Annotated in this window: 21 protein-coding genes; 8 read left to right on the top strand and 13 right to left on the bottom strand. The window is 70.0% G+C overall.

Going from position 1 to position 26803, the window contains the following annotated elements; all coding sequences use genetic code 11:
• Window positions 1–2: 2 nt before the first annotated feature.
• From WBA97_RS09625 to WBA97_RS09635, 3 genes are all read right to left on the bottom strand, one after another.
• Complete coding sequence (locus WBA97_RS09625) at window positions 3–1277, bottom strand: SGNH/GDSL hydrolase family protein (RefSeq protein ID WP_424230389.1); 1275 nt, start codon at window positions 1275–1277, stop codon at window positions 3–5.
• Window positions 1278–1386: 109 nt separating this feature from the next.
• Window positions 1387–3078, bottom strand: coding sequence for a TIM barrel protein (locus WBA97_RS09630; protein ID WP_424230390.1), 1692 nt, complete (start codon window positions 3076–3078; stop codon window positions 1387–1389).
• Entirely contained in the window at window positions 3075–3902 is an 828-nt protein-coding gene (locus tag WBA97_RS09635; RefSeq protein WP_424230391.1) for a shikimate dehydrogenase, read from the bottom strand. The genes WBA97_RS09630 and WBA97_RS09635 overlap by 4 nt, the downstream gene beginning before the upstream one ends.
• A 43-nt stretch (window positions 3903–3945) precedes the next feature.
• On the opposite strand from WBA97_RS09635, the gene WBA97_RS09640 reads away from it, so the two are divergent.
• A complete protein-coding gene (locus WBA97_RS09640; RefSeq protein WP_424230392.1) occupies window positions 3946–4581 on the top strand; it encodes a TetR/AcrR family transcriptional regulator in 636 nt (211 codons plus the stop codon).
• 516 nt (window positions 4582–5097) lie between these two features.
• A complete protein-coding gene (locus WBA97_RS09645) occupies window positions 5098–6414 on the top strand; it encodes an MFS transporter (RefSeq protein ID WP_424230393.1) in 1317 nt (438 codons plus the stop codon).
• Here WBA97_RS09645 and WBA97_RS09650 read toward each other — a convergent pair whose 3' ends face one another.
• Both WBA97_RS09650 and WBA97_RS09655 read right to left on the bottom strand, forming a co-directional pair.
• A complete protein-coding gene (locus WBA97_RS09650; RefSeq protein WP_424230394.1) occupies window positions 6415–6777 on the bottom strand; it encodes a hypothetical protein in 363 nt (120 codons plus the stop codon). It lies immediately after the preceding gene.
• A 109-nt stretch (window positions 6778–6886) separates the two neighbouring features.
• On the bottom strand, window positions 6887–7804 hold the full coding sequence (locus WBA97_RS09655; protein WP_424230395.1) for an SDR family NAD(P)-dependent oxidoreductase: 918 nt from the start codon (window positions 7802–7804) through the stop codon (window positions 6887–6889).
• A gap of 197 nt (window positions 7805–8001) precedes the next feature.
• On the opposite strand from WBA97_RS09655, the gene WBA97_RS09660 reads away from it, so the two are divergent.
• The 3 genes from WBA97_RS09660 to WBA97_RS09670 all read left to right on the top strand — a co-directional run bounded on the left by WBA97_RS09660 (window position 8002) and on the right by WBA97_RS09670 (window position 13222).
• Window positions 8002–8499: a mycothiol transferase gene (locus WBA97_RS09660; RefSeq protein WP_424230396.1), complete on the top strand. Its 498-nt coding sequence runs from the start codon at window positions 8002–8004 to the stop codon at window positions 8497–8499.
• 23 nt (window positions 8500–8522) lie between these two features.
• Window positions 8523–9329: a tetratricopeptide repeat protein gene (locus WBA97_RS09665; RefSeq protein WP_424230409.1), complete on the top strand. Its 807-nt coding sequence runs from the start codon at window positions 8523–8525 to the stop codon at window positions 9327–9329.
• Between the two features lie 203 nt (window positions 9330–9532).
• Complete coding sequence (locus WBA97_RS09670; RefSeq protein ID WP_424230397.1) at window positions 9533–13222, top strand: CARDB domain-containing protein; 3690 nt, start codon at window positions 9533–9535, stop codon at window positions 13220–13222.
• Window positions 13223–13301: 79 nt separating this feature from the next.
• Here the strand turns inward: WBA97_RS09670 and WBA97_RS09675 are convergent, their stop codons facing one another.
• Both WBA97_RS09675 and WBA97_RS09680 read right to left on the bottom strand, forming a co-directional pair.
• Complete coding sequence (locus tag WBA97_RS09675) at window positions 13302–13862, bottom strand: DinB family protein (protein ID WP_424230398.1); 561 nt, start codon at window positions 13860–13862, stop codon at window positions 13302–13304.
• A gap of 35 nt (window positions 13863–13897) precedes the next feature.
• Complete coding sequence (locus tag WBA97_RS09680; RefSeq protein ID WP_424230399.1) at window positions 13898–14251, bottom strand: STAS domain-containing protein; 354 nt, start codon at window positions 14249–14251, stop codon at window positions 13898–13900.
• 431 nt (window positions 14252–14682) lie between these two features.
• Here WBA97_RS09680 and WBA97_RS09685 point away from each other — a divergent pair, with 431 nt between their 5' ends.
• Entirely contained in the window at window positions 14683–15186 is a 504-nt protein-coding gene (locus WBA97_RS09685; protein WP_424230400.1) for a winged helix-turn-helix domain-containing protein, read from the top strand.
• A 67-nt stretch (window positions 15187–15253) separates the two neighbouring features.
• Here the strand turns inward: WBA97_RS09685 and WBA97_RS09690 are convergent, their stop codons facing one another.
• Window positions 15254–15979, bottom strand: a complete 726-nt coding sequence (locus WBA97_RS09690; RefSeq protein ID WP_424230401.1) for a S1 family peptidase — start codon at window positions 15977–15979, stop codon at window positions 15254–15256.
• A 242-nt stretch (window positions 15980–16221) separates the two neighbouring features.
• Here WBA97_RS09690 and WBA97_RS09695 point away from each other — a divergent pair, with 242 nt between their 5' ends.
• Complete coding sequence (locus WBA97_RS09695) at window positions 16222–17664, top strand: Nramp family divalent metal transporter (protein WP_424230402.1); 1443 nt, start codon at window positions 16222–16224, stop codon at window positions 17662–17664.
• 82 nt (window positions 17665–17746) lie between these two features.
• On the opposite strand, the gene WBA97_RS09700 is transcribed toward WBA97_RS09695, so the two are convergent.
• From WBA97_RS09700 to WBA97_RS09720, 5 genes are all read right to left on the bottom strand, one after another.
• Entirely contained in the window at window positions 17747–18565 is an 819-nt protein-coding gene (locus WBA97_RS09700) for a hypothetical protein (RefSeq protein WP_424230403.1), read from the bottom strand.
• Window positions 18566–18859: 294 nt separating this feature from the next.
• Window positions 18860–23296, bottom strand: a complete 4437-nt coding sequence (locus tag WBA97_RS09705) for a protein kinase domain-containing protein (RefSeq protein WP_424230404.1) — start codon at window positions 23294–23296, stop codon at window positions 18860–18862.
• Between the two features lie 94 nt (window positions 23297–23390).
• Window positions 23391–23885 carry a hypothetical protein gene (locus WBA97_RS09710; RefSeq protein WP_424230405.1) on the bottom strand — a complete coding sequence of 165 codons (495 nt, stop codon included), beginning with the start codon at window positions 23883–23885 and terminating at the stop codon, window positions 23391–23393.
• Window positions 23886–23887: 2 nt separating this feature from the next.
• Window positions 23888–24238, bottom strand: coding sequence for a hypothetical protein (locus tag WBA97_RS09715; protein WP_424230406.1), 351 nt, complete (start codon window positions 24236–24238; stop codon window positions 23888–23890).
• Window positions 24239–24371: 133 nt separating this feature from the next.
• Window positions 24372–25640: a hemolysin family protein gene (locus WBA97_RS09720; protein WP_424230407.1), complete on the bottom strand. Its 1269-nt coding sequence runs from the start codon at window positions 25638–25640 to the stop codon at window positions 24372–24374.
• 272 nt (window positions 25641–25912) lie between these two features.
• Between WBA97_RS09720 and WBA97_RS09725 the strand changes: the two genes are divergently transcribed.
• Complete coding sequence (locus WBA97_RS09725; protein ID WP_424230408.1) at window positions 25913–26578, top strand: hypothetical protein; 666 nt, start codon at window positions 25913–25915, stop codon at window positions 26576–26578.
• The last annotated feature ends 225 nt before the right edge of the window (window positions 26579–26803 follow it).

Below are 26803 nucleotides of genomic sequence, written 5' to 3' on the forward strand. Positions count from 1 at the left end.
GGCTAGAACAGCCTGGTCGGGACCTCGTTCGCCAGAGCGCGGTACCCGGCCGGGTTGAAGTGGAGGTGGTCGCCGGTGTCGTAGGCGGTGAGCAGCTGGCGCGGCGTGGCGGGGTCGCGGGCGACCTTGTCGAAGTCGATGACGGTGTCGAAGACGCGGCTCGTGCGGATCCAGCGGTTCACCGTCTGCCGCGCCGCCTCCCGGTGCCCGGCCGGGTCGTCGTAGGCCGTGTTGCCGCCGAACGGGGTGATCGTCGCGCCGAAGACGTCGATGCCCTGTGCGTGCGCGCGGACCACGATCTGCTCGTACGCCGCGATGAGGTCGGCCGCGACCTGTTGCTGTGCCTCGGGAGTTGCCGCCGCGGTACCGATGTCGTTGACGCCCTCGAACACGACCAGCCACTCGGCCCCGCTCTGCGCGAGCACGTCCCGGTCGAGGCGGGCGAGCGCGTTGGGCCCGAGACCGTCGTTGAGTACGCGGTTGCCACCGGCCGCCTGGTTGAGCACGGCGAGGTGGCGGGCCCGGTCGGCGAACTGGTCGGGCCAGCGGTCGTTGCCGTTGGTGGTGGAGCCCCGCCCGTCGGTCAGTGAATCACCGAGCATGACGACCGCGGCCGTGCCGCGCGCGGCGAGTACCTCGACACCGGACAGGAAGTACCAGTGGTCCGACGGCGTCGCGCCTGGCAGGTCGACGGCACCGACATGGTTGCCCGCCAACAGGTGCGAGGTCGTCCGCGATCCGGGGTGCGACGTGATGGCGTTCGATGCCTGTCCGCTCTGGAGGTACACGGTGACGGTCAGGTTGGTCCTCGGCGCGACGGGGAAGGCGAGCGGATCCGACACCACCTGCGCGCCGACCGGGACCGAGGTGGCGGCCCGCCCGTTGAAGGTGACGGGCCGCACGGACCCCGGCTCGATGGCCGCCACCCCGGCCCGGCCACCGGCGGGCAACGCGACCGACGCGGCCGTGATCGGCAACGCGGTCCCGCCGAACGCGTTGGAGAACCGCAGCCGCAGGTTGGCACCCCCGGCGGTCACCCGCACGGTCTGCCGCAGCGTGGTGTCCGCCATGACGAGCCCGTCCTGCGTGAAAGGCGGCGGCGGCATGTTCCCCGGCTCGGTGAGCTGCGGCATGGACGTCCACGTGCCGACCCAGTTCCCGGCCGCGACCGGCGAGCCGGTCACCTGCCCGGCCGCCGGCGCGCCGACCCCTTGCGCCACAACGAGAAGCGCGGCCACCAGCACGCCGACGAGACCGACCACCACACGCCCGCGCATTACGCCTCCCGAATTCCGAAATTATCGGAAATGCACCGGTTACGCGAAAACGTTAGGGCACGGCGCAATTACGGGTCAACAAAAAGAATTCCGGAAGTTTCGGAATTCCTCACGCCGACGAGAGCCGCAGCCTCCGGTGGGCCGCCATGCGGACCGGTGAGTTCACCGCGCCGTAGCCGGAGTAGCCGCCGATGCGCTGCACGATCTCGAAGAACACGCGGCCGCCCAGGATGTGGGTGTAGAAGTGCAGGTACTCGCCTGCGTCGTCGCGGTCGTACAGGATCGACTCGGCGCGCAGGTCGTCGAGGCCCGGTGGGGCCAGGCGGGCGTCGAGGTCGTCGTAGTAGTTGTCGCCGATCTCGAGAAGTTTCGCGCCCGCCGCCCGCATCGCGCGGGCCGCGGCCACCGCGTCCTGGGTGGTGAACGCGATGTGCTGCGGGTCCGGCACCGCGGGCGCCCATTCGCCGCGCCGCAACATCGCGACGTTGTGCGCGACGCGGACCCGGCCCCCGGGGTCGATCGCCGACAGGCTGCGCACCAGGCCATACGGGGCCGCGAACTCCGCTTCCGGCTCGGCGCGCAGCCCCAGCACCGCGCGGTAGAACAGGGCCGTCTGGTCCACGTCGTCGAACGGGGCGGTCAGCGACACGTGGTCGATGCCGGTCAGCAGGCCGTCCTCGACGGCGGCAGGGAGGCCGGCCGCGAACGCCACCGCCGTGCCGTCCGGGGCGGCGACCGCACCGTCCGGAAGTGGTTGCGCCAGCAGGCGTTCCGCGCGCCGCCGGGAGTCGTCCGGGGACCTGCTCGCGACCCCGACGGTCTTGATGCGGGTGTCGTCACCGGTGCCCAGCAACAGGGTCGCGCCGCCCTGCCGCCACCTGCCGTCACCATCGTCACGGAAACCCAGCGCCGCCACGGTTTCCGCCGCGTCGTCCGAGATCACCTCGGCGAACGCGTACCCGTCCAGCGGCGGCGCGGGCGGCAGGTCGCCAAGGCCCAGCTCCTCCCGCAACACGAGCAGCGACCGCATCGCGTCGACCGCCGTGCGGTGCGGGTCGGCCTGTCGGAACACGTCGTTGAAGACCTCCAGCGACAGCGGTCCCGTGTACCCGGTGCCGAGCACGAACCGCACGAACGCGGGGAGGTCGAACGCGCCCTGTCCCGGGAACAGCCGGTGGTGGCGGCTCCACTGCAGCACGTCCATGCGCAGCCGGGGCGCGTCGGCCAGCTGCACGAAGAACAGCTTCTCCCCCGGGATGACGCGGATGCCTGCCGGGTCACTGCCGCGCGACAGCACGTGGAAGCTGTCCAGGCACAGCCCGAGCGCGGGGTGGTCCGCGCGCCGCACGATCCGCCACGAGTGGTCGTAGGTGGAGACGAAACGGCCCCACGCAAGGGCTTCGTACGCGATCCGGATGCCGCGCTCCGCCGCGCGGTCCGCGAGCAGGTGGAGCTGTTCCGCGGCGAGGTCGTCATCGTCCACCGCGTCCCGCGACACCGAAGAGCACACCAGCACCGTGTCCGCGCCGAGCTCGGCCATCACGTCGAACTTGTGCTCGGCGCGGCGCAGGTTGGCGGCCAGCACCTCCGGCGGCACGGCCTCGAAGTCGCGAAACGGCTGGTACAGGTCGATCGTCAGACCGAGGTCCGCGCACCGGTCGCGGATCTGCTTCGGCGACCACGGCGACACCACCAGGTCGTTCTCGAAGATCTCCACTCCGTCGAAACCGGCGGCGGCCACGGCGGCGAGCTTGTCGTCGAGCGTGCCGGACAGGCACACGGTCGCGATGCCCAGCTTCACTGGTCCACCTCCAGCGTGTCGAAGCACCGCAGCATCCTGTCCTCGTCCGGAGTGCGGCCGGTGAACAGGCGGAACGCGTCAGCGGCCTGGTAGACCGCCATCCGGCCGCCGTCGAGCACGCGGCAGCCGCGCGCGCGGGCGGTCTCGACGAGCTCGGTGGTGAGCGGGCGGTAGACGACGTCGGCCACCCACAGCCGGGGGTCGAGCAGATCGGCGGGCAGCGGCATGCCGGGGTGGGCGTCCATGCCGGTCGGGGTGGCGTGGACGAGCCCGTCGGCGTCGGCGAGCGCGGCGGCGAGTGACCGGCCGAGCGCCGCCCGGTCGCCCAGCCGGTGCACGAGCGCGGCGGCCCGTTCCTCGTCGCGGTCGAACACCGTCAGGTGCGCGGTGTCCAGCGCGTGTGCGCACGCCGCGCCCGCGCCACCCGCGCCGATGAGGACCACCCGATCGAGCGGTGCGTCCGGCAGGCCGGTCCGCACGGCGCTCGCGAAGCCGGTGGTGTCGGTGTTGTGGCCGATCGCGTTGCCGTCGCGGAAGATCACGGTGTTCACGGCGCCGAGCGCGGCCGCGGTGGGGTCCAGCTCGTCGAGGTGCGCGAGCACGAGCTTCTTGCACGGGTGGGTGATGTTGAGGCCGTCGTAGCCTGCGAGGCGGGTGGCGGCGAGCAGGTCGCCGATCCGGTCGGGGGCGAGGCCCAGTTGGTCGAGGTCCAGCCTGCGGTACAGGTAGCGCAGGCCGAGTTCGTCGGCCTCGCGCTCGTGCAGCGCGGGGCTCAGCGAGGGACCGATGCCCGTGCCGATGAGACCGACGAGGTAGCTGTCCACATTAATTAACGTACCAGATAGTTAGTTAGATTCGCGCTACATTGTGCCGGTGGCACAGCCCGACCGGACCCGCGACGCGGAACGCACTCGCGCGGAGATCATCCAGGTGGCGACGCGTGAGTTCGCCGACAAGGGCTACGCCGGTGCGCGCGTTGACGAGATCGCCGCGAAGATGAGCACCACCAAACGGATGATCTACTACTACTTCGGCAACAAGGAACGGCTCTACGTCGAGGTGCTGGAGCACGCCTATGCCGGCATCCGCGCGATCGAGCAGAAGCTGGACGTCGAGCACCTCGACCCGGTCGAGGCGATGCGGCAGCTGGCCGGGCTGACGTTCGACCACCACGAGTCGCACCCGGACTTCATCCGCCTGGTGAGCATCGAGAACATCCACCACGCGGAGCACATCGCCAGGTCAACCGTGCTGTCCGGCCTGGCCAACCCGGCACTGGACGTACTCGCCCGCATCCTCGACCGCGGCCGCGAGTCCGGCGTCTTCCGAGGCGGCGTGGACCCACTGGACATCCACATGGTCATCAGCGCGTTCTGCGTCTTCCGCATCGCAAACCGCCACACCTTCAAAGCAATCTTCAAACGCGACATGCTGGCCCCCACCCACCGCCCCAACCACCGCCGCCTACTAGGCGACCTACTAGTCAACTACCTATCCCACTAACCCGCGAGTCCACGCTTCGGAACCCGCGAGTCCACGGTTGGGAACCCGCGAGTCTTGGGTTCGGAACCCGCGAGTCCACGGTTCGGGACCGCCGAACTCACGGTTCGCGCACATCGGGCTGGAGACGAACCGCCGACGCAGCGGTCACGAAAGGCCAACTCGCGGGTCCCCAACCGAAGACTCGCCGGTCCCCAACCGTGGACTCGCGGGTCCCCAACCGTGGATTCGCCGGCCCCGAACCGTGGACTCGCCGGTCCCGAAAGGCCAACTCACGGGTCCTGAACCGTGGACTCGCGGGTTCTGAAGCGTGGACTCGCCGGTCCCCAACCGTGGACTCGCGGGTTCTGAACCGTGGACTCGCGGGTTCTGAAGCGTGGACTCGCGGGTTCCCAACTGTGGGCTTGCGGGGTTTGTGCTGGGTGGGGGGTGGTGGGGTTGACAATGGGGGGGTTTGGATCGTATTAACTATCCAGTTCGTTCGTTCTCCTGTCGCCGACGTTGTCTAGGGAGTACGTTGTGACACCCTCCGTAACCGGGAAACCTCGCCAGGCGGCGGTCGCCGCCTGGGTCGGCAGCGCACTCGAGTACTACGACTTCTTCATCTACGGCACGGCCGCGGCGCTGGTGTTCAACAAGGTCTTCTTCCCAGACTCGGACCCCGCGACCGGCACGCTGCTGGCCGTCGCCACGTTCGGCGTCGGGTACGCGGCCCGGCCGGTGGGTGCGTTCATCCTCGGGCACATCGGGGACCGGTTCGGGCGCAAGCGGGTGCTCGTGCTCACGCTGATCCTCATGGGGGTCGCGACGTTCCTCGTCGGCTGCCTGCCCACCTACGACCAGGTCGGCGTGCTGGCTCCCGTGCTCCTCGTCGTGTTACGGCTCCTGCAGGGACTCTCCGCCGCGGGGGAACAGGCGGGCGCCAACTCGATGACACTCGAGCACGCGCCACCGAACCGTCGCGCCTACTACACGAGCTTCACCCTCAGCGGCACACAGGCCGGTCAGATCATCGCCACCGCCGCGTTCCTGCCGGTCGCCGCGTTGCCGGAGGACGACCTGCTCTCCTGGGGCTGGCGGATTCCCTTCTGGGCCAGCGCGGTCGTCGTGGTCGCCGGGTACCTCATCCGCCGCAAGCTCGACGAGACGCCGGTGTTCGAGAAGACCACCGTCGCCCAGATGCCGGTCGTCGAGCTGTTCCGCGACAACTGGCGGGACGTGGTGCGGGTCATCTGCGCGGCCGTGATCGCCTCGGTCAGCACGATCTTCACCGTGTACGCACTCAGCTTCGCGGTCAACACGGTCGAACTCGAACGAACACCGATGCTGTGGGTCGGGGTCCTCGCGAACGTGGTCGCACTCGCCACGCTGCCCCTGTGGGCGACGGTCGCCGACCGGATCGGCCGCAAGCCGGTGTTCATCGCGGGCTCGCTCGGCTCCGCGGTGCTCATGTTCGCCTACCTCGGCGCGATCGCGGCAGGCAACTACCCGCTGATCTTCATCGTCGGGATCGTCCTCTTCGGCGTCGTCTACAGCGCGGCCAACGCCATCTGGCCGTCCTTCTACGGCGAGATGTTCATCGCCCGCGTCCGCCTGTCCGGAATGGCGATCGGCACGCAGATCGGCTTCGCGATCGGGGGTTTCTCCCCCACCATCGCGGCCGCGGTCGACGGCGAGGACGGCACGAGCTGGGTACCGGTCGCGATCCTGACCGCCGTGCTGTGCCTGGTGAGCGCGGTCGCGGTCGCGACGGGACGCGAGACCTACCGGGTGCCGACCGAGCAGCTTGGCCTCCCGGCGAACGACCCGCGCACCACCACGACGGCCACGACCTGATCAGTCGGGCACCATCACCCCGTCGACGGGCAGCGCGGCCCGGACCGCGGCGGTGGGCCCGGTCGTGGTGCCGCGCCACGTGCCGATGCCGGGCACCCGCGCCACCGGCGTCATCAGGTCGTACCTGGACAGCACACCTGCCAGCTCCTCCTGCTGGACCTCGCCGACGAAACCCTTGACCAGGTTGAGGAACAGGCCCAGCACGTGCGGGCCGGAGGGGACGCGGCCGTAGCGGGCCAGGGCGTGGACGATCCGGCTGACCGCCTCGGCCGGGGCGCCCGACACGTCGATGCCTGCCGAGTGCCCGCCAGCACCAGCACGTCCCGGCGGGTCTGCTCGGTCGCGAGCGCGGGCAAAGCGCACAGCATCAGCACGATGCGCTGCCGGTCCGCGACGGCCAGGTCGGTCATCCCCCGTCTCCTCACGCCGCGACCATGCTGTCACGCAAGGGTTCGCGGCGGCACCGCCGAGGTCAGCCCTCGCCGACCGCGGCCCGGTCGTCGAGGTCCGATGGCACGCGCGGCGGCTCCAGCCACTCGCGCATCCTCGGCGGCAGCCGCTTCTCCAGCCCGTAGGGCTCCAGGTGCGCGGCGAACACCTCGTCGAAGGCCCGCTCGACGCTCTCGTCGTCCCAGGTGTCGCGTTCCAGCACGGGTGCCTTGAAGTACGGATGGCCCACGAGGTGCAGCTGCGGCCCGTTGCACCTGATCACCTGCCCGGTGACCCCGCGCGAGCGGTCGCCGAGCAGGAACGTCACCAGCGGCGCGATCCGCTCCGGTGTGCGGTCGGGTGGGCAGTTGCGCAGCGACCGCTCACAGCCGAGCACCATGCGGGTGCGGGCGAGCGGGCACACGGCGTTGGCGCGGATCCCGGCGGTCTCCAGGTCCAGCGCCCACGAGTAGGTCAGCGACGCGACGGCGCCCTTGGTCGCCGCGTAGGTGCCCCTGGCTCGCTGGCCGAGCGCGGCGCCGGAGGAGATGTTGACGATCGACCCGTCGCGTCCCATCGCCCGCATCGCGGCGAGGCCGGTGTAGATCACGCCGAGGACGTTGACCTCCACCAGTTCCTTCACCAGGCGGGTGTCCTCGTCCCACGGCAGCACCGCGTAGTTCAGCCCCGCGTTGTTGACGAGGCCGTCGATCCGCCCGTACTCGCCGACGCACTGGTCGACGAGCGCCCGCGCCTCGTCCGCGTCGGCCACCGAGTGGGCGCTGGCGACCGCCCGGCCGCCGTCCCCGGTGATCAGCTCCGTGGTCTCCACCGCGAGATCCGCGTCCACGTCGTTGACCACGACCGCGGCCCCCGCACCAGCCGCGTGGCGCGCGAACGCCCGTCCGAGCCCCCGTCCGGCCCCCGTCACCACCACAGCTCGCCCATCCAACGACGTCACCGTCCGCTCCCCCCAGTCACCCTCCAGTGTCCATCCAGGAGGGCTCGACTGCCCGCGTCCTCGACAGGAGGTCGCTCGGTGCGGCCAAGCACACCGGGCACTTCGGCAGGCCTGACGTCCCGGCCTAACGTCCAGCGGTACGCGTGGTGCGACGACCGGCCATGTCCGCCGGTCACGGACGGCGTAACGTCGAGCGGGTGACGAGTGCGGAGTTGCTCACCGACGTGTTCGGGCGTATCAGGGAGATCGTCCACGATGCCGTCGACGGGCTCACGGAAGACCAGCTCACCCACCGGCCGGAACCGTCGGCCAACTCGATCGCCTGGCTGGTGTGGCACCTGACGCGCATCCAGGACGACCACATCGCGGAGGTCGCGGGCACCGAGCAGACCTGGCCGGCATGGGCCGACCGGTTCGGGCTGCCGTTCAGCCTCGGCGACACCGGCTACGGGCACGACGCCTCGGCCGTCGGCGCGGTTCGGGTCGCCGCCGACCTGCTCCTCGGCTACCACGATGCCACCCACGCCCGGACCGTCGAGTACGTTTCCGGTATCGCCGATGATGATCTCGGACGCGTCGTGGACGAGCGCTGGGATCCGCCGGTGACGCTGGGGGTCCGGCTGGTCAGCGTCGTCTCGGACGATCTGCAGCACGCCGGGCAGGCCGCGTACGTGCGTGGGCTGCTGCCCCGTTAGGTAGCGGACTGGGGCGGGTGAGCATGGGAAACGGCCGACGATGGCGCAGGAAACGCCAGGACTGGCTCACACGGGATCTGGACAACGCCGAGTTCACGCTGCGCCTGACGCGGTGGCTCGCGGCGCGTTGGTCCCGGCACGAATTCGATGTCGGCTCGGTGCTGCTGGACTACGCACGCAGGCTGACCGAGGCAGGCCGCCGCGAGGAGGCGCTGTCCGCGCTGGACGAGTCGATCGCGATCGGCAACCGGCACATCCAGGACAAACCGCTGCGGTACGCGCCGAACATGGCGGCGGCACTGCTGACCAGGGCGCACCTGCTCGCCGAGCTGGACAGGATCGACGAGGCGCTGTCGTCGGTGACGGGCGCGGTGGACATCTTCCGCACGCTCACGCCGACCGACCCGGACCGCTTCGAGCCCGTGCTGTTCGCGGCGCTCACGTCTCTGGGTTTCTGGCGCCACCAGCGCGGTGACCTGGACGGGGCGCTGCCCGCGTTCCGCGACGCCGCCACGCTGGCCGAGAAGCTGCCGCGCTCACGGGACGGCGACCGGGCCATGGCACTGCACAACTACGGCGCGGTGCTGCACAAGCTGGGCCAGTCGGAGGAGGGGCTGCCGTTCATCGAGCAGGCCATCGCGATCCGCAGGCGCCTGGTCAGGGAGGACCACGACCGCTACGAGCGCGACCTGGTGCTGTCGCTGCGGAACTTCGAGCAGGCGCTGTCCTCGGTCGGCCGCTACGTGGAGGCCATCGAGGTCGTCGAGGAACTGTCGGCCATGAACAGGAGTTCGAGCCCGGCCGCGGAGAGCGACCCGGGTTCGGCGTAGCGGTACCCCCCACCTCACCTGAACTGCGATCGGCCCCGGCGACTCCCCGCCGGGGCCGATCCTGTCTGCCTCCGTTCAGCGTAACCACTCGGCCGTCGCAAATTTTCTGAATCACGTCAAGTTCTTGCATGTTGTCTACCGCCTGTTGCATGCTGCTCACAGCTGTGTGGCACCCCCTGCTGTCTCAAAGAAGAGAAGACGCCATGACACGTACGCTGCTCGGCCGGTTCGTCGCCGGTTTCCTCGCGGCGGGGCTCTCCGTCGCCGGGATCTCCATCGCCTCCGCGGCCAGTGGTCCGCAGGAGAACTCCGTCACCGCCCAACCAAGACCGGTCGCGCTCGCGGACGTGCCGCTGACCAGCACGATCTCGGCGAGCAGCGCACTGCCCGCCTACCCCGTCGCCAACGCGGTCGACGGGAACCAGGACACCTACTGGGAAAGCGACAACAACGCGTTCCCCCAGTGGATCCAGGCCGACCTCGGGTCGACCAAGGCCCTGTCGCGGGTCGTGCTGAAGCTGCCCGCCAACTGGGAGTCCCGCACCCAGACGCTGGTCGTGCGCGGCAGCACCAACGGCACGTCGTTCACCGACCTCGTCGGCTCGGCGGGCCGCCTCTTCTCCCCCAGCGCGAACACGGTCACGATCCCGGTGACCGCGTCGACCCGGTACGTGCGGCTGCACATCACGGCGAACACGCAGTGGCCGGCCGCGCAGCTCTCGGAGTTCGAGGTGTACGGGCCGGACACCGGGGACACGCAGGCGCCGTCCGCGCCCGCGAACCTCGCGCTGACCGAACCGGGCTCTGGCCAGCTCCGGCTGACCTGGTCGGCGTCGACCGACAACGTCGGCGTCACCGGCTACACCGTCTACCGCGACGGCGCGGCCGTCTCCACGATCACCGGCACCACGTTCACCGAGACGCGGCCGGCAGGCACGCGGATCGAGTACTTCGTGCGGGCCAGGGACGCGGCGGGCAACACCTCCGCCGACAGCAACCACGTCGTGCGCGCGGGACCCATCGCGGGCTCGAACCTCGCCGCGGGCAAGCCGATCGAGGCGTCGTCGACGGTCCACACGTTCGTCGCGACCAACGCCAACGACGGCAACACCGCCACGTACTGGGAGTCCGCGGCGGGTTACCCGAACACGCTGACCGTCAAGCTCGGCAGCAACGCCGAGGTCGAGCAGGTCGTCGTGAAGCTCAACCCGGGCTCCGAGTGGGGCGCGCGCACGCAGAACTTCGAGGTGCTCGGCCGCGACCAGGGCGCGACCGGCTTCACGTCGCTGAAGGCGCGGGCCGACTACGGCTTCAACCCGGGCACCAACCAGAACTCGGTGACCATCCCGGTCAGCGGGCGCGCGGCCGACGTGCGGCTGCAGTTCTTCGCCAACTCGGGCGCACCGGGCGGGCAGGTCGCGGAGTTCCAGGTGATCGGCACCCCGGCGCCGAACCCTGACCTGGTCGTCACCGGCACGACCTGGACCCCGGCGAACCCGACGGAGACCAGCCAGATCGCGGTGTCGGCGACCGTGCGGAACTCCGGTTCCGCCGCCGCGGGCGCCACGACCGTGAACGTCAGCCTCGGCGGCACGGTCGTCGGCAACGGAGCAGTCGGCGCACTCGCCGCGGGCGCGTCCACCACGGTGACCGTGAACGCGGGCACCCGGCCGCAGGGCAGCTACACCGTGTCCGCGACCGTCGACCCGTCGAACACGGTCGTCGAGCAGAACGACACCAACAACACGTACACCTCACCGACGCCGCTCGTGGTCGCGCAGTCGCCGGGGCCGGACCTGCTGGTCACCGGCATCACGTCGAACCCGGCGAACCCGGCGGTCGGCCAGGCGGTGTCCTTCACCGTGGCGGTCAACAACCGCGGCACGAGCAGCGCGGGCGCCTCGGTGACCCGGCTGACCGTCGGGAGCACGACGCTGAACGGCAACACGGCCGCGATCGCGGCGGGCGCCACGGCCAACGTCGCGATCTCGGGCACGTGGACGGCGACCAACGGCGGCGCGACGCTGACCGCGACGGCCGACGCGACCAACACGGTCGCGGAGACCAACGAGTCCAACAACGGGCTCTCGCGGGCGATCGTGGTTGGCCGCGGCGCGGCGGTGCCGTACGTCTCGTACGAGGCGGAGGCCGCGCAGTACCAGGGCCAGCTCGTGGAGACCGACCCGCTGCGTACGTTCGGGCACACCAACTTCGGCACCGAGTCGTCGGGCCGCAAGTCGGTGCGCCTGACGAGCCAGGGCCAGTACGTGGAGTTCACGTCGACGAACCAGGCGAACTCGATCGTCGTGCGGAACTCGATCCCGGACGCCGCGAGCGGCGGCGGGCAGGACGCCACGATCAGCCTGTACGCCAACGGCACGTTCGTGCAGAAGCTGACGCTGTCGTCGAAGCACAGCTGGTTGTACGGCAGCACCGACGACCCCGAGGGTCTGACGAACACGCCGCAGGCCAACGCACGACGGCTGTTCGACGAGTCGCACGCGCTGCTGTCGCAGTCCTACCCGGCGGGCACGAAGTTCAAGCTGCAGCGCGACAGCGGTGACAACGCGTCGTTCTACGTCATCGACCTGGTGGACCTGGAACAGGTCGCGGCCGCGTCGAGCAAGCCGGCCAACTGCACGTCGATCACCGAGTACGGCGCGGTGCCGAACGACGGGAACGACGACGCGGCGGCGATCCAGCGTGCGGTCACCGACGACCAGAACGGCGTGATCAGCTGCGTGTGGATCCCGGCCGGCCAGTGGCGGCAGGAGTCGAAGATCCTGACCGACGATCCCGTCGGCGGCGGCTACAACCAGATCGGCATCTCGAACGTGACGATCCGGGGCGCCGGGATGTGGCACTCGCAGCTGTACTCGCTGATCGAGCCGCAGAACGCGGGCGGCATCAACCACCCGCACGAGGGCAACTTCGGGTTCGACATCGACAAGAACACCCAGATCTCCGACATCGCGATCTTCGGTTCCGGCCGGATCCGCGGTGGGGACGGCAACGCCGAGGGCGGCGTCGGCCTCAACGGCAGGTTCGGCACCGGCACGAAGATCACGAACGTGTGGATCGAGCACGCGAACGTGGGTGCGTGGGTCGGGCGGGACTACAGCAACAAGCCGGAGCTGTGGGGCCCGGGTGACGGCCTGGAGTTCAGCGGCGTGCGGATCAGGAACACCTACGCCGACGGCGTCAACTTCACGAACGGCACGCGTAACTCGAAGGTGTTCAACTCGTCGTTCCGCACCACCGGCGACGACTCGCTCGCCGTGTGGGCCAACCAGTACGTGAAGGACACGTCGGTCGACGTCGCACACGACAACGTGTTCACCAACAACACCATCCAGCTCCCGTGGCGCGCGAACGGCATCGCGATCTACGGCGGCTACGGCAACAAGATCGAGAACAACCTCATCTACGACACGATGAACTACCCGGGCATCATGCTGGCGACGGATCATGACCCGCTGCCGTTCTCCGGGCAGACACTGATCGCGAACAACGGTCTGTACCGCTGCGGCGGTGTGTTCTGGAACGAGGACCAGGAGTTCGGTGCGATCACGTTCTTCGCGCAGGCGAAGGACATCACCGGCGTGACGCTGCGAGACACGGAGATCCACGACTCGACCTACGACGGCATCCAGTTCAAGACGGGTGGCGGCAACGTGCCGAACGTGGCGATCACCAACGTCAAGATCGACAAGTCGAACAACGGTGCGGGCATCCTCGCGATGAGCGGCGCCCGAGGCAGCGCGACGCTGACCAACGTGACGATCACGAACTCGGCGGACGGGAACATCGTCGTCCAGCCGGGATCGCAGTTCGTCATCACCGGCGGGCAGATCCCGGCGGTGGTGGCGCCGGGTCGGCGCGGTACCAGGTAGCCGGCGGGAACCGGTCCGGTGCCGGGGCGGTCTGCCGATCGCCCCGGCACGGGACCATCCCTGGGCCTGGCGACGAGTCTCAGCGATGGTGGTCCGCCGCCTCCTGGACTCGCGCCAGGTGCCTGTCCCACCACGCGGTGTCGCCCGTGGCCTCGCGGTCCCTGCCTCCTCGGCCGTCGATCATCTCGCGGACGATGTCGGCGTGGCCCGCGTGCTGGGCGGTCTCCGCGACCACCCGCACCAACAGATGGCCGAGCGTCGTCGTGCGACGTTCCACCGGCCACCAGGCCACCGTCGCGGGCGTGTCCAGCGCGAACTCGTCCAGCGACTCGTCCGAGTGCTGCCACGCCCGCCGGTACAGCCCGACGAGGTACTCCCGGCTCTCCGCCGCCAACGCCCACATGTCCGCGCCGTCCCAGATCGACTCGTCGTCCCACGGCTGTGGCACCGGCACATCACGCCCGACGCATTCACCCAGGTAGCCGAACTCGATCCCGGCCAAGTGCTTGACGAGACCCAGCAGGTTCGTCGCGGTGGGTGTCATCGGGCGGCGGATGTCGTACTCCGAGAGCCCGTCCAGCGACGCGACCATGGCGTCGCGGCTCTGCTGCAGGTAGTGGCGCAGGTCGGCGGCAATCATGCGGGCAGACTAGGACCCACCACCGACAAAAACGGCTACCGAGCGGACTCCGCGAACTGCGGGACGACGTTCAACACCTGATCGAGTGCCGTCACGGCGAGTGGGCGGGTCACCACACTGCCGCCTGCCCGGATCTGGAGCATGCTGCCGAGCGCGGCGCAGCGCTCGTGGTGCGTCACCATCACCGCCAGCCCGGCGGACCCGAGGAACGTGAGCGCCGTCAGGTCCAGCACGACCGGGGCGGGCGGTACGACGATCGCCTCCGCCCGGTCGAGCTGTGCGGAAAGTGTTGACGCCGTTAACATGTCCAGTTCGCCACCCGCGTGCACCACAACCGAGAGGTTGTCCACCGTCCGCTGTACCCACAACAACGCATCGACATCTGTCATGACAGCCTCCGCTAGGTGGCGCGGCCCGTGGAGACGATCGAGCATAATTGAGGTTTGTGTCCGGCGCGAGCCTGCTTTGCCGTGACAGCCACGATTCCAGGCACCTTTCGGGAAATTCACCCTTCCGGATGAAGATCGCTCCACGGGCTCACGCACCGGGTACGCGAGGGCACACAGGGGAGCCGCCGCGGACGGGGTGAGCGGCCACGGCCCGGCGCCTGTGCGCATGCGGATTCCGTCGCACAAGCCGGTCCACAGCGTGGAATCCCACCAGACGGGTCATTGACACAGGCCGCCCCGGCAGGTCGTATTGACGGCGTGCCCCAGGTCGCGCTCACGAGGCGACGCCACGTTGACTTCGCCATCGTGGCGGCCCAGGGCTGTGCCGGTTCGCCTCGCCAGCCCGTTGCCGACCCCAGTGAGGTGCACCCGTGTTGTCGCCAACCCCGACCGTAGTCGTACACCTGAACATCGAGCTACCGAAAAACCCGGACACGCTGGCCGCGCTGTCCGACCTGCTGCACTCGGTCGCGGAGCTGCCCGGCGTCGCGCTCACGCAGCGCGCGGTCCCCGAGTTACCCTACCCACGTCAGTCCACATCGGACACACTGGACGACCGGCTGCGGATCGTGCCGTACTCGCGGACGGTGCTGCGGCACGGCCTGCCGATACCACTGACCAGGCTGGAGTTCGACCTGTTGCTGTATCTCACGCAGCGGCCGAAGCGGGTCCTGCCGCGCCGCACGCTGATGGCCGACGTGTGGGGCATCGACCAGCCGCTGAACAGCCGCACGGTGGATGTCCACATCAGACGGTTGCGGGACAAGCTCGGCGCGGACCGGCCGAGGATCACCACCGTGCGCGGGATCGGCTACCGCTTCGACGGCACGCAGGACGTGATCGTCGAGTCCACGCCGGAGTGGGCAGTGGTGTAGCGCCCGGCCGTCCTGCCGCAGGGGCTGGACACGTGGTGCCGGTGCCCAGCCCCCGGATGCCGTCAGGTCACACGCCGGCGACCGAACTGATCCAGCTCCGGTACGACGTGATGTTGGTGTAGGCGGTGTTGTTGGCCCGGTCGCTGGTCGACGCGACGCCGACCTGCCTGCCGGACGCGAACATCGGGCCGCCGGAGTCGCCGCCCGCGGTGATGCCGTTGATCCGCTGTGCGCAGACCGCGACGCCGCCGCTGTAGTCGCGGCAGTTCACCTGCCTGACGCGCACGTCGGCGTACTTCAGGTAGCGGGACTGGCAGTTGATCTCCGGCTGGCCGGTACACGTCGCGCCCCAGCCGTAGACCCGGACCGACTGGTTCACATAGACGTCGGCCGCCGTGCCCAGTGGCGAGTAGGTCGCCGAGACGCCGCGGTCGAGCCGCACGATCGCGATGTCCGCCCGCGAGTGGCGGGTGATGGCGACACCGTTGGCGACGGTGCCGCCGCTGGTCTGGTCGAGGCTGCCGATCCGGAACGAGTACGAACCCGAGCCGGACACGCAGTGCTTGGCGGTGAGGATGTACTCCGGCGCGATGATCGTCGCGGTGCAGTTCTGCTGCCCGTTGACGAACAGACGCGCCGCCCATGGGGCATTGGTCGCGGTGCCACCGCCGATGATCATCGGGGTGGCGCCCGCACCCGGCGTGGGCGGGGCGGCGATGGCCTGCGGTGCCGCGGTGGCGAGCGCGAGCGCCGCCCCCACCACCGTGACAGCGAGGGTGAAGAGCTTTCTCATCTGTGGTTTCTCGATTCTGCGGCCGTCGAGACCGCGAGCAGGGGTGAATCGGGAAAACTCAGCTCACCACCCGCTCGCCCGACCCGGCAAGGGAGAAGAACTTCCCAGAGTTACCGGTCCACAGTGGACACCCGGGCGCGGCGCATGCCGAGCAAGAAAACGGCCGTTCTCATCACCCGTTCGGGTGACATCGGCAGTACGATCTTGCCGAGATCTCCTCACCTGCGAAGGGATCACCACCCATGACGAGGCAACACAACGACGTGACAACCTCGGTGACCAGCCGTTTTCCCACGAAAAGTCACCTACCCGCGCCCGAGGTCAGGCCACTGCCGGAGGCGCCGGCCTCCACGTGGCGCATCATCGGTCCGGGCATCATCGCCGCCGGTGTCGGACTGGCGTCCGGCGAGTTCATCCTCTTCCCCTACATCGCCTCCCAGGTCGGCCTCGTGTTCGTGTGGGCCGCGCTGATCGGACTGGCGACGCAGTTCTTCCTGAACATGGAGATCGAGCGGTACACGCTCGCCACCGGGGAGACCGCGCTCACCGGGTTCAGCCGCTTCTGGCGGCACTGGGGTCTGGTGTTCGCGGTGCTCACCATCCTCGCGAACCTGTGGCCGGGCTGGGCGACCAGCTCCGCGACACTGGTGACCTACCTGTGGGGCGGCAACGTCACCTGGATCTCCATCGGCATGCTCGTCGCCATCGGGCTGATCCTCACGCTCGCACCCGTGGTGTACGTGGCACTGGAACGCGCCGAGATGCTCAAGGTCGCGGCCGTGCTGGTGCTGCTGATCGTCGGCGCGATCGTCGCGATCACCGCGGACGCGTGGGCGGCGGTGCCGCAGATCGTGACCAAGGCGAGCGTGCCCATCGACCCGCTCGGCCTCGCGTTCCTGCTTGGCGCGCTCGCGTTCGCGGGTGCGGGCGGCGGCCAGAACCTGGTGCAGAGCAACTGGATCCGCGACAAGGGCTTCGCCATGGGCAAGTACGTGCCGCGGATCAAGAGTCCAGTGACAGGCAAGCCGGAGGCCGCGCCCAGCACCGGTTTCATCTTCGAACCGACCGACGAGAACCTGTCGCGGTGGCGCGCGTGGTGGCGGTTCGCGAACCGCGAGCAGCTGTACACGTTCGTGCTGATCACGTTCGTGTCCATCCTGTTCACCTCGCTCCTCGCGTACTCGACCGTGTACGGCCGCGCCGACCTGCCCAAGGACATCGGGTTCCTGCAGATCGAGGGCGAGGTGCTGAAGGACACCGTCGGCGCCTGGTTCGGCACGCTGTTCTGGGTGATCGGCGCGTTCGCGTTGTTCGCGGCGGCGCTGGGCATCGTGGACTACACGGCCCGGCTCGTCGCCGACGTGCTGAAGACCGCGTATGTCAAGCAGGTCAAGGAAAGCACGCTGTACTTCGGCGTGGTGTGGGCGCTCGTGCTGGTCGGCTGCCTGATCGTGCTCGCCGGGTTCGCCCAGCCGCTGATCCTGCTCGTGATCTCCGCGTGCGTCGGCGGCGTGATGATGTTCATCTACTCCGGGCTGCTGATCCTGCTCAACCGAAAGGTGCTACCGGGGCCGATCCGCATTCGTGCCGGGCGGACCGCCGTGCTTGGGTGGTCGGTCGCCCTGTTCGGCATTCTGAGCGTGCTCACGATCATCGAGCAGGTCGGCAAACTGCTGGGTGACTAGCGTCGTTTCGTTCGTGGCCCCGCGGTTCGCCGCGGGGCCACGAACGTGTCTGCGCTGTGCCCTGGTGCAATGAAGGCGTCATTCAGCGCACTTGCTTGCCTCGGTGCGCGTGTTCTACTTCCGCCAGGTCCTCGGCGGTCACCAGGCGGTACTCGGCGATTCGTTTGCCGACCGCGAACCTCGGGTTCTGGATGCGGCCATCGCGGGCCTCCGAGTATGGGTCCGCCAGCTCGCCGAACGCGATCTGGGACACCGCGCGGATCGCGTCGTCGACTCGTTGGGGTCGTTCCAGGTTCCACGCGTGGCCGCCGCGCCAGTCTCGGATTCGTTCGTAGATCCGGCGGTTCGTCGGCGGGAACGGGGAGTCGTCGTCGCCTGCCAGCCAGGGTTCGGCCAGCGCCAGGGCGACGAACCACTCCTTCGACTGCCGGGTGAGCTGGCCCTTGCGCACGTGGGGTTTCAGCTCCGTGTCGCGGTGGACCGGGGGTGCTGGCGCGGCGGCGGGGACGAGTGCGTTGACGGTGAACGTCATCAGCAGGTCGGTGAACAGCTCGGCGCCCATCTGCTTGCCCGCCAGCACGACCAGCTCGTTCTTGCCCCCATCCAGCAACGCGGTCATGTCCCGCACCAGCGTCACCCGCCGCGCGCCGCCCGGAGCGTCCAGGAGGCTCGACAGGCGACCCTCGCCCGCGCCCAGCCACCGCAGCCACGCCGCCTCCTGACCCACCACCAGCTCCGCGAGTGTGCCCGAGACGTGTGGCGCGGAGGCAGGCAACCGCAGCTCTATCCGGCCGGGGCCCGGGCCGGTCGCGCTGTGGGGATCGCGGCCGAACAGCAGGCGCTCGCCCGCCGTCAGCAGAACGGGGTGCACGTCGTTGCCCCGCACCATGACCTGCAACATCGCCGCAGCCTATCCGGCCAGGACGGCCAACGGCGGGCCCTGCTGCCCGCGGCGAGGTCTCGTGTTCTCCATCGTCGACATGGCCCAACGATAGGACGCACGTGTCGCGGCCACAGGGGGAAACTTCCGCCTAGTGTCCCGAACCGGGAATGCGGTGCGTGAGTCGGTGGATCCAGGTTTCTGCCGGCAAGGCGCCGATCCTCCCTCGTACCGGGTTGTACTTGGGTGGATCGGCAACGCCGCCAGAAGGAAGCTGGGCCGCCGAATCAGGTGCCAGATTTCCGGTTCGGGACGCTAGCAGCCGAGCGACCCGAGGTCCTCGCCCGCGTCCGCCAGGTTGGCGCACACCTGCCGCACCACGGTCTCCGGGTCTAACCGCCACACGCCGACGTCGGTGTCGGTGCCCGCGCTCGCGAGCACCGAGTCGTCCGGTGAGAACACGACCTCGTTGATCGACCCGCTGTGCCCGGTGAGCACGGCGAGCAGTTCACGGCGAGGGAGGTTCCACAGTCGCACGACCGGGTCCTCGACCGTCACGGTCGCGGCCATGGTCCCGTCCTCCGAGACGGCGATCTCGCGGACCGTGGACGAGTGGTTGCCGAACCTGGCGCGCTCCTCGCCGGTCACCGCGTCGCGGATCTGGATCACGCCCTCGGTGCCCGCCGTGAGCACGGACCGGTTGTCTGGCGTGAACGTCAGCGTGGACAGGGAGTTCTCGTCGAGTGGGATCTCCCTCTCGGTGTCGAAGTCCGACGTCCGCCACGAAACCATGCTGGACGAGATCGCACCGTCCGGGTCGCTGCCCACCGCCGCGTTGCCGTCGCTGTTCACGAGCGCGACCAGCCGCTTGCCGTCCGGCGAGAACGTGAGGTCGGCAGGGGATCGCTCACCGAGGTCCAGCACCGCGCGTTCCTTCAGCGTCGCCACGTCCCACACGCCGATCTTGTTGTCGGTCGGCTCCGTGGACCGCAGCGGGCTCTGGTGCGCCGCGGCGAACAGCTTGCCGTCCGGCGACACCACCAGCGCGCCGCGGAACTCGCGGCCGGGCAGGCGGACGGACCTGGGGCGGACGACCCCGGCCCGCGCCGAGGTGACGGTGAACGTGCTGTCCACGGTGCCGGTGATCCGCAACCCCTCCCTGGTGAAGCGGGCCGCGAACACGGCGCTGTCGAACCGGGTGCTCTCGATCTCCCGCCCGGACGCGGCCTCCCACGTGTTCAGGCCGCCATCGGAGTCACTCGACGTCAGATTCCTGCCGTCCGGGCTGAAGGCGAGCCCGGTGATCGCGCCGATCGGCCTGACGTACCAGTTCGGGTTGGAGTGCCAGCGCAGCACCGTGCCGTCGCTGGTGGCCGCGACCCTCGTGCGGCCGTCGCCGGACACGGCGATCGCGAGCACCGTCTTGCCCACGGTCGTACCCGCCCTCGGGCCCGGTGCGAGCGTGCCGGAGTAGCTGCCGGTCAGGGTGTCCCACGCGGTGAGCGTCGTGGAGTCGCTGTTGGTGTACAGCAGCATGCCGTCCGAACTGAACGCGAGCGCGATCGGGCCCTGACCGGGGTCGGTGGCATGCCGGGTGATGTCACGGAACTCCCGCACCAGCGCGCCGGTCTCCTGGTGCCACAACCGGATCGTGTTGTCCGAGACGCTGACGCTCGCCAGCAGCTCGGCCGAGAACGTGACCTGTACCGGCACGTGCCCGTCCTCGTCCTTCGTCGCGGTCCTGGCGTGGTCGTCGTGCCGGGCGACGAGTGCCGTGGTGACCGGGTCCCACAGACTCAGCACGCCGGTGCTGTGCCCGACCGCCAGCCGCTTCCCCGTCTCGCTGTACTCGAGGCTGGTCACGTCGCCGCCGGTCTCCGCGACCCAGCGGATCAGGTTGCCGGTCCCCGGTTCCCACTCACCGACGCGTGCGATCCCGTCGGTGGCCACCGACATCGCCGCGACCGCGGTGCCGTCCGGGCGCCACGACACCGGTCCGAACGCGTTCAGGTTGTGCCTGAGCCTGCGGATCAGCTTCCCGTCGGGCACCGACCAGATCCGCACCCCGCTCTCCTCGATGTTCCCCGACTGGATCGACGACACCGCGAGCATGCGCCCGTCCGGGGAGAACCGGACCGCCCGGATGGACCCGGCCCCGGCGATGTCGACCTCCAGCCGCCTGCGTTCCGCCGCGTCCCACAGCGCGACACCGCCCTCGCCGGACCCGATCGCGATGAGCCGCCCGTCCGAGCTGACATCGATCGAGTACCCCTGCCCGAGGCCGGAGGCGAACGCGGAGGGGTAGGTGAGCCCCGGCGCGGACAGCAGCGCGCCACGTGCCTCCACGGTCGGGCTGGTCCGCCAGCCCTCGACGGCCTTGCGCATGGCGCCGACCGGGTCGACCTGGGACTCGGCGAGCGACTCCGCGGCCAGCTGGCGCGAGAGTGCCACGTTGCGCTGGTCCTGCGCCTCGCCGCGGGAGATCACCGCGACCGCACCCGCCACCAGTGCGACCGCGAGCAGCGACGCGAGGCCGGCGACGAGTCCGCGCAGCCTGCGGGTGGTGCGGCGGCGGTCCCGGTCACTCGCCTGCAGGAACGCACGCTCGTCCGGCGCGAGGTCGGTGCGCCCGCCACTCCAGTCGAGCGCGGCCGCGAGCCGGGCGCCGCGGTACAGGTCGCCACGGTCCTGACCACTCTTGCGCCACCCGGCCGCCGCCTCGGCCAACTGCTGGCGGATGAGCAACCCCTGCCGGTCCTCCTCCACCCACTCACGCAGGCGCGGCCACGCGGTGAGCAGCGCGTCGTGCGACAGGGCGACGGCATCCCGGTCGACCGTCACGAGCCGCGCCGCGACCAGACTTTCCAGCACCCTCGGCGGAATCTCGTCGCGGTGGGCCCGACGCCGGGCGATGCCGCCGCCGTCCAGCAGCGTCACCATCCGCAGCAGCGCGGCGCGCAACGCCCACCGGTCCGGTTCCGCGAGCCGGTTGTACACGCCGTCCGCGGTGAGCGCGACCGCCCGGTCGACGCCGCCGGTGCGCTGGTAACCGTTGAGCGTCAACCGGTTCCCGTCGCGGTTGTGCCACGTCTCGCGCAGCGCGTGCGCGAGGCGGGGCAGCGCGCCGGGGTCCCTGCCGATGCCGTCGCCCGCGCCGACGTCGGTGATCAGCCGGTCGACCAGACCGGGTTCCAGCTCCAACCCGGCCGCCTCGGCCGGTTTGGTGACGACCCTGGCCAGCTCGTCGGCGGACAGCGGGCCGAGCACGTACGGCGCGTCGAGCGACGGTTTCAGTGCGGGCAACGTGATGCAGTGCTCGACGAAGTCCGCTCGGACGGCGACCACGACCCGCGCTGGCCACGCGCTCGCGAGTGCCGTCGCGAACACCTCCCGCTCGCGCGGATTCTGGCACAGCGTGAACAGCTCCTCCGCCTGGTCGACGGCGATGACGAGCGGCCCGTGCGCACCGCCCGCCGCCTGACACAGCACACCGAGGTCCGATGGCCGCGACCACAGGCGTTGCGCGAGCTGGTGTGCGTCGGTGTGAACGAGCGCGGCGAGCCGTGCCGCGAGTGTCCCGACAGGACGGTCACCGGGCGTCATGGCGAGTGCCCGCTCGCCCGACCGGGTGTGTGCGGCGAGGAGCCCGGCGTTCACCAGCGACGACTTGCCCGCACCGGACGCGCCGACCACGATCAGCGGGCCGTCGGCCGCGCGTTGCCGGGACAGGCGGGCGAGCAGGTCCCGCACGGACTGCTCGCGACCGTAGAACCAGTCACTGTCCCTGACCCCGAAGCTCTGCAGCCCTGGATACGGGCAGCTGTCGGGAACGCGGCGTGTCTGCGGCTGCTCCTGGTCGGCCACCGCGGTCATGAGCAGCTGCACGAAGTGGCCGCCGGTCAGCGTCGCGTCGGCCTGCACGGCCGTCGGCGCCGCCGAGGTGATGGCCGCGGCCGCCGCCATCAGCTCGCCCGCGCTGGGATAGCGCCGCTTGGGGTCCTTCTCCATGCCGGTGCGCACGACGAGATCCATGGCGGCCGGGATGCGGCGGTCGAACAGCGATGGCGCGGGCGGCGGGTCGTTGAGCTGTGCCGACAGCTTGCCGACCGAGTCCGGCGCGGGGAACGGGACGCGGCCGGTGAGGCACTGGAACAGCACGCACGCGAGCGAGTACACGTCCGAGGCGGCGTCGACATCGCCACGCATCAGGCGTTCCGGCGCCATGTAGTCGAGGGTGCCGATGTAGTCGCCGGTGTTGGTCAGCAGCGTGGCGTCGTCGGCGAGCGGCCGGGCGATGCCGAAGTCGGCGAGGTAGGCGCTGCCGTCCGCGTCGAGGAGTACGTTGGCGGGCTTGACATCCCGGTGCAGCACGCCGGCCGCGTGGGCGGCGTCGAGCGCGGTCGCGACCTGGCCGAGGATCTCGACGGCCCTGGCGGGCGGCAGCGGACCGTCGGCCAGCACGCGTTTGAGGTCGGGGCCGTCGATGAGCGCCATGTCGAGGTACAGGCGGCCGTCGATCTCGCCGTGCGCGTGGATGGGGATCACGTGCGGCTCGTTCAGTGCGGCGACCAGCTTGGCCTCGCGGCGGAAACGGGCGCGGAACTCGGCACTCGCGGTGGCGGGGAGGCGTTTGAGGGCGACCTGGCGCTCATGCTCGGTGTCGAAGGCACGGTGCACCTCCCCCATGCCGCCGCGGCCGAGCAGCTCCTCGATCCGATACGGGCCGAATGACTCGGAATCCGTATCGCTCATCTGCGCCCCCCAGTTCTGGCAATGCCAAGCGAGCGTAGAGGGCGCGCGAACAGGGCATGGCGGCGCCCGCCACCGACCCTATTCGCGCGCCCTCTTACTGGCACGCGGTGAACATGGCGTCGAGCGCGGCGTCCCTCGCGGTGCCCGCCAAGCCGTCCCACAGGTAGTGCTGCACGGCGTCCACGCACGCCTTGAGCGTGGTGTGTTCTGACTCCAGGTCCGCGTTGCGTTCTTCCGCGTCCGCCCACTCGGCCTCCCCGGCGGTGAGCCGCTCGCGGACGTCGGCCAGTTGCGACCTCCGTTCATCCAACTGGGCGACGGCCGTGTCGTGGTCGCCGTCGGCGCCGACGTAGAGCGCGCCGAACAGGACGGCGGCGGCGAACGCGACCGCACACGCGACCAGGAGCACGAGCCGGGCACGGTGTCCCGGCGCACGCACGGGCGGTTGCGGTGGAACCTGTTGCGGATAGGGGTACTGCCGCGGGATCGGCTGCGAGATCGGCGACTGCCGGGACTGCTCCGGCAGATACGGCGGCGTCCTCGGTTGTTGTTGTTGTGGCGGGTACCGGGTCGGGTGGTAGTCGGTCATCGTCATCTCCCGCAATGCAGCAGCATCTGGTCGATCGCGTCCGAGAGTGCCTTGTCGTCGCCCGCCTTCACCGCGTCGATCGACGCCTTCGTCGGGTCCGCGCACGCACGCAGCGCGTCGTTGGTGCCGGTGAGCGCCTGTTCCCCGTCCGCCAGTTCGTCCACTGTGGACCTGTTGTGGGCGAGCCGGTCCCGTGCGTCACCCAGCTCCTGTTCCGCGACCGTGACCTGGCCACCGACCTCCGCCGCCGCCGACCGCTCGAGGAGAAAGAGCGTGACGAACGCTCCCGTCGCCGCGATCAGCACCCCGAGCACGATCGCGAACATCGCCGTGGTTCTCCGCGCCCCGTTCATGGCGCCTCCCTGCCTTCCGCCTGCTTTCCGCACTGTCCCGACACCAGTCTCGGCGTCGCGCTCACGTGCGGGAAGCGGAAGGTTCCGCCGCCGGTGACGGCGGTGTCGACCGGCCAGCGTTCGGCCAAACGCACTACCGCCGCGGGTACAGGCGGACCTCGGTGATGGCGTGGTGCTCGACCGCGGTGACCTCGATCGTCCACTCGGCCAGCACCACCCGGTCGCCCGGCGCGGTCGGGATGCGGCCCAGCACGGTGAGCACGAGACCCGCGATCGTCGCGTAGTCGCCGTCGGGCCGGTCCGCGATCTCCACGCCGACGTCGACGAGGTCGTGGACAGGGAACGTGCCGGGTAACTGCAGTGCGCCGTCCGGCCGCGTCTGGACGGACATGACATCCAGGTCGGTCTCGTCGTAGATCTCGCCGACGATCTCCTCGAGCAGGTCCTCGAGGGTGACGATGCCGTCGATGGCGCCGTGCTCGTTGGCCACCAGCGCGAACTGCTCGCGCTCGTCCTTGAAGCGCCGCATAGCATCCGACACGCGCACCGAGTCGGGGAACACGACCGGCGGCCGGGCGACTGCGGTGAGCGTGGTCGAGTCGTCGAGCAGGTCCCGCAGCGTCACCACCCCGATCACGTCGTCGAGGTGCCCGTCCCGCACGATCGGGGCCCGCGTGTGGCCGGACTCGGCGAGCGCGGCACGCGCCTGTGCGATCGGCACGTCGGCACGCATCGTGAACACCGCCCGCCTCGGCACCAGCACCTCGCGCAGGATCCGCTCGTGGATCTCCAGCGCGCCGGTGATGATCGTGCGCTGCTCGGCGTTGAGCCCTCGGTGCCCGGCGACCAGGTCCCGCAGTTCCTCGGGACTCAGCGGTTCGGAGTCCGCCTTGGGGTCGCCGCCGCACATCCGCACGATCAGATCCGTGGTCCTGCCCAGCAGCCACACCACGGGCCGGGACAGGCGGGACAGGAAGTCGAGCGGCCTGGCCACCGCCAGCGCCCACCGCTCCGCGTACTGCATGGCGAGCCGTTTGGGCGCCAGCTCGCCGAACACGAGCGTCACGAACGTCAGCAGCAACGTGATCAACGCGATCGCGACGGGCTCGCTGGCGGTGCCGAGGAACGAGAACAGCGGCGCGACCGGCTCGGCGAGCGACACGGCCGCCGTCGCGGACGCGAGGAACCCGGCGAGCGTGATGCCGACCTGGATGGTGGCGAGGAACCGGTTCGGGTCCCGCGCGAGCCGCACCAGCGTCCTGCTCGCGGCGCCGCGATGGCGTTCCAGGCGCTTCAACTGCCCTTCCCGCAACGAGATCAGCGCGATCTCGCTCCCCGCGAACAGGGCGTTGAGCACCACGAGCACCCCGACGAGAATGATGTTGAACGAATAACCGCTCATGCCGCTCCCCTGCGCGTCACACGAGCGACAACCGTACCGATCCGAGGCGATCATCCACGCGCCTGGCCACATGTTCGTGACCGACGTGCCGGACAGCGAGTACCGGATGGCGGCGGGTACGGGAGGCGATGGTGACGCTGCGTCGTCACCATCGGCAACCCAGTTGTGCGCGCATGACCTTCCTACCCACCCAAGCCAGCGGACAAACCTGGCCGCCGCGCGTTTCCGCTTTTCCTTCCCGGGCATCCGGAGAGCACGGAGGTGAGCCGGCCGTGCACAAGGGGATCGAACTACGGGACGAGATCATCATCCTGGCGCCGACAGGCACGCTGGATGCCGAGAGTCGCGGCACCCTCCGGGAGAGACTGCTGGTCGCCGCCTCCGACGAGCCACACGCGGTCGTGGTGAACATCTCGGCCCTCTACCTGCCCGACCCGACGACGCTGTTCGCCGAGGTGGCGGGCGAGGTTCTCCGCTGGCCAGGCGTACGACTCCTCGTCGTCGACCCGCGCGGGCAGGTGGCCGGTTGCTACCGCTCCGTTGACGGCGCGATCGCGGCCGTCGGCAAGCCGCCACCACGCAAGCTCGCCCGCCGCACACTGCCCAACACCCGTTCGGGCGGGCGTGCCGGGCGCGCGTTCGTCCGCGACTGCTGCCGACGCTGGGACGTCGAGGAGAACCGAGCGGCCGATGCGGTGTGGGTCGCGAACGAGCTGATCGAGAACACCATCCGGCACACGCCCTACCAGCCGTCGCTGCGGGTCGAATTGCGCGGCGGCGAGCTGACCGTCGCGGTGGCCGACGACGACCCCACCACCCCCCGCGCGGATGCGGGCGCACTGCCACTGCACGGGCTCGGGGCGGTGCACCGGCTCGCGACGGCGTGGGGCTCCACGCCGACGACGAGCGGCGGGAAGGTGGTCTGGGCCGCACTGTGACGTGACCGGGCTATGACACTCGTCATGACGAAGCCAGTGCCCCGTCAAGGCGAAGAGGGCACGTTTCTCCGCAGCCCAGGCGGCCGCTGGCGGCGTTGCGGGAAAGCCCAAGTACAACCCGGTACGAGCGGCTTTCCCGCGCCTTGCCAGCGACCACCTGGACCACGGATAAACGACCCCCTTCACCTTGACGGGGCACTAGTATGACGGGTGTCATGATCCGGG

This window comes from Actinophytocola sp., from assembly GCF_049647105.1.
GTDB lineage: Bacteria > Actinomycetota > Actinomycetes > Mycobacteriales > Pseudonocardiaceae > Actinophytocola.